2 protein-coding genes and 2 pseudogenes are annotated in these 3,758 nt (G+C 63.7%); 2 read left to right on the top strand and 2 right to left on the bottom strand.

From position 1 onward, the window contains the following. Positions 1-264: pseudogene (locus Q0J74_RS10720) on the top strand (FAD-dependent oxidoreductase); the annotation flags it as partial. A gap of 256 nt (positions 265-520) precedes the next feature. On the opposite strand, the gene Q0J74_RS10715 reads toward Q0J74_RS10720, so the two are convergent. Further along, entirely contained in the window at positions 521-1,183 is a 663-nt protein-coding gene (locus Q0J74_RS10715) for a YczE/YyaS/YitT family protein (protein ID WP_297214466.1), read from the bottom strand. Between the two features lie 404 nt (positions 1,184-1,587). On the opposite strand from Q0J74_RS10715, the gene mnmE reads away from it, so the two are divergent. Continuing rightward, positions 1,588-2,958 (top strand): tRNA uridine-5-carboxymethylaminomethyl(34) synthesis GTPase MnmE, encoded by a 1,371-nt coding sequence (gene mnmE / locus Q0J74_RS10710; RefSeq protein ID WP_297214464.1) that lies wholly within the window; start codon positions 1,588-1,590, stop codon positions 2,956-2,958. Positions 2,959-3,032: 74 nt separating this feature from the next. Here the strand turns inward: mnmE and Q0J74_RS10705 are convergent. Then, positions 3,033-3,758 (bottom strand): annotated as a pseudogene (locus Q0J74_RS10705) (cell division protein FtsH); the annotation flags it as partial.

The raw sequence follows: 3,758 nt of genomic DNA, 5'->3' as shown, positions 1-3,758 counted from the left end.
CTGCCCAAGCGGCAGCTGGACGACATCATCGAGATGATCTATCAGCTGGACAAGATCGCCCCCGGCACCGCCAACTACGACACCCTGCTCTACGGCGCGGAGGTGAAATTCTACTCCGCCCGTCTGGCCCTGTCCGGGGAGTTGGAGACCTCTCTGCCCGGCTTCTTTGCCGTGGGCGACGGTGCGGGCATCACCCGGGGCTTAGCACAAGCGGGTGCTTCCGGCGTCAAGGCCGCTCAGGTTATCCTGAACCGGCTGAAATAAGCCCGCCCGAAGCCCACACAATGCAAAGCATTGCCGCCGGCGGAATTTATTTCCGCCGTGCGAATCAAATCACAGGGTTCCCACGGGGCTTTGGCTCCGTGGGATCGACGGTGCGGGCATCACCCGGGGCTTAGCACAAGCGGGTGCTTCCGGCGTCAAGGCCGCTCAGGTTATCCTGAACCGGCTGAAATAAGCCCGCCCGAAGCCCACACAATACAAAACCGCCGCGAGCGCTGGCTCGCGGCGGTTTTTCCAATTATGCGTGGGCGGGGGTACCCGGTCTATGCGTCCCCAGGTCTTTGATGCGGCGGCAGAAGAAGCGGGAAATGCTCCCCACGGTAAGGGCGCACACCACCGTCCCCTCCCGCAGCCCGTGGATGGTACCCAGACAGAGAAGCGACACCAGGGCGGCCGCCCCCACCATGGCCAGATCATATCCGGTCTTGGTTTTGCCGAACTCCCAGCCGAACACCTGACTGCAGGTGCGGACAAACCCCTCACAGGGCAGGATCAGCACATTGGGTACCACCTCCAGAGCCACACCCAACCCCAGAGAGGTGCAGCCCAGCAGCAGAACCGCCCACCGACCGGCGTAGGCGCCGGGAATTATCGGGGTGAGCAGCTTCATCCACAAATCAATACAGAAGGAGAACACGAAGGTGGCGGGAATCTGGAGCAGCTGCACCGGCGGAAACTTTCGCCGCAGCAGCAGGGCCTGTCCCCCCAGCATGGCGCAGTTGACCACAAAGGTAAAGCAGCCCAGCGAGATACCGGGAAAGACAAAGGTCAGCACATAGGCCAGGCTGGATACCGCAGAGGTCCCCATCCCCGCCAGGGTGATGAGCGCAATGCCCAAAGCGGAACATACCACACCGATCAAGAACATCAGGTACCGCTCCGGCAGCCCGGAATGCTCCATGTTACCGCCTCCAAAAAAATATTTTTTAGTTCTAATAATAGTTTAGCATTTAAAACCAAGCAGTTCAAGAGGTCACTTTGCCTAAATTTGGTGTATAATTTTTGCCAATTTGACTGAGGCGGCCGGTTGGAAACCATAAATGAGCTTTGGCGGCTCTTATGCATGGAAATATACAGCGGAGACGCCGGAGCAGAAACAGACAAAAGTCAGCGCTCCAAATGGTTTTCCACATTGTCCACATGGTTTTCCACCAGATTGCACCGGCGGTGGATATACAAAAACCGTTGACATAAAACTCGTCAAGCAAAAAAACAACGTCGCTTTCGCCAAAGTTTTTCCCTCCCCAAGGGGGACGAAATCTGGTATAATTTATGCAACGGAAACCTGTGCTCTGAGGTGATTTTATGTCTGATACCATTGCCGCCATCGCCACCGGCCCGGCTCCCGGAGCCATTGGGATCGTGCGTCTCTCCGGACCGGAGGCCATTGCCGCCGCCACCGCCGTGTTCCGTCCCGCCGGGGGACTGAGGCTGGAACAGTGCCGGGACCGCCGGCTGGTATACGGTACCCTGCTGGGAACGGACGGCGTTCCCATTGACCAGGCGCTGGCCACCATCTCCCACGGGCCGCGGAGCTACACCGGGGAGGACACGGCGGAGCTGCAGTGCCACGGCTCCCCCATGGTGCTCACCCTGGCTCTGGAGGCACTGCTGGCTCAGGGGGTACGGCAGGCGGGGCCGGGGGAGTTTACCCGGCGCGCCCTGCTCAACGGGCGTCTGGACTTGATGCAGGCGGAGGCGGTGGCCGACCTGATGGAGGCGGAGACCCCCGGGGCGGTACGGCAGGCCGCCGGCCAGCTGGCGGGCGCCCTGAGCCGCCGGGTGGGGGACATTTATGACGGTCTTGTGGATCTGCTGGCCCATTTCCACGCGGTGCTGGACTATCCGGATGAGGATATCGACCCCTTCCGCTCAGACACCATCAAGGCGGGGCTGGGCCGGGCCAGGAGCGCTCTGGAGGCGCTGCTGGCCAGCTACAGCCGGGGGCGGTACCTGGCGGGCGGCATTCCCTGCGCCCTCATCGGCCGGCCCAACGCGGGCAAGTCCTCGCTGCTCAACGCTCTGGCAGGATACGAGCGGGCCATTGTCACCCCCATACCCGGCACCACCCGGGACACGGTGGAGGCCCGCTGCCGGCTGGGGAACGTGACCCTGCGGGTGATCGACACCGCCGGCATCCGGGATGCGGCGGACGAGGTGGAGCGCATCGGGGTGGCGCGGAGCCGGGCAGCCCTGGAGGAGGCCGCCCTGGTGCTGCTGCTGTGCGATGGCTCGGTCCCCTTCACGGAGGAGGATGCCGATCTGCTGGCCCAGGCCATGTCCCATGCACCCACCATTCTGGTATGGACCAAGGGAGATCTGCCCGCCGCCCCCATTCCCGTCCTCCACCTGGACCCCATGCCTCCCGTGGTGGAGGTGAGCGTAAAAACCGGCCAGGGCCTGGAGGCGCTGGCCGAGGCGGTGGAGACGCTGTTTCCCACCGGCGGGCAGGGGACGGCGGGGGAGCTGCTCACCAACCTGCGGCAGGCCCAGGCCGCCCGCCGGGCCTTGGAGGGCGTGGCCCGGGCGGAGGCCGGTCTGGAGGCGGGCGTCACCCCCGACGCCCTGCTCACCGATGTGGAGGAGGCTCTCTCCGCCCTGGGGGAGCTCACCGGCGCCAACCTGCGGGAGGATATCACCGCCCGGATTTTTGAGCGGTTCTGCGTGGGAAAATAGGCATCTGCCGGGCGCAGCCGCCCCTGCGGGGAGACTTTTACGTTAAAAAAACTGCCGCATATGCGGCAGTTTTTTTAGCTCTTGGCGTCAGCGCCCGGTTCCTCCGGTTGCTCCGCGGGCGGCTCCCGCTTCTCCTCCGGGGCCGTCCCCTCTCCCAGGGGAATGGCTGTCTGGCCGGCAGAAGGGGCCTGAGACAGGGGCTCGTCCTTCTTATCCGGGTCGGGGTAGTTGTCCGCCAGAGCAGGGTCCCGGCCCTCCAGAATGGCCACCATCTCGGGACCGGTGATGGTCTCCTTTTCCAGCAGATAGGCCACCACCTTGTCCATATCCTCCCGGCTCTCGGAGAGGATTTCCCTGGCCTTTTTGTAGCAGGTGTCGATGAGGTCCCGCACCGCCCGGTCCATGGCGGCGGCGGTCTCCTGGGCGCAGTCCAGGCCGTAGCCCCCGTCCAGATACTGGTTGCGGCGGGAGGCCAGGGCCATCATGCCGAACTCGTCACTCATGCCGAACATGGCAACCATGTTGCGGGCCACATTGGTGGCGTCCTGAATGTCCTGGGCGGCGCCATTGGTCATGGTGTGCATCACCAGCTCCTCGGCCACCCGTCCGCCCATGGAGACGGCAATCTGAGCCAGCAGCTCGTCCTTGGTGTGCAGGTGCTTGTCCTCCTCCGGCAGGTGAAGGGTGTAGCCCAGGGCGCCCTGGGTGTGGGGGACGATGGTAATCTTGCTCACCGGCTCGGCGTGCTTCTGCTTGTAGGCCACCATGGCGTGGCCCACCTCGTGGTAGGCCACCAGCTT

This window comes from uncultured Flavonifractor sp. (genome assembly GCF_944387675.1).
In the GTDB taxonomy this organism is placed as follows: Bacteria; Bacillota; Clostridia; order Oscillospirales; family Oscillospiraceae; genus Flavonifractor.
The sequence above is the reverse complement of the archived record's forward strand: the minus strand, read 5'-3'. Positions and strand labels throughout refer to the sequence as shown.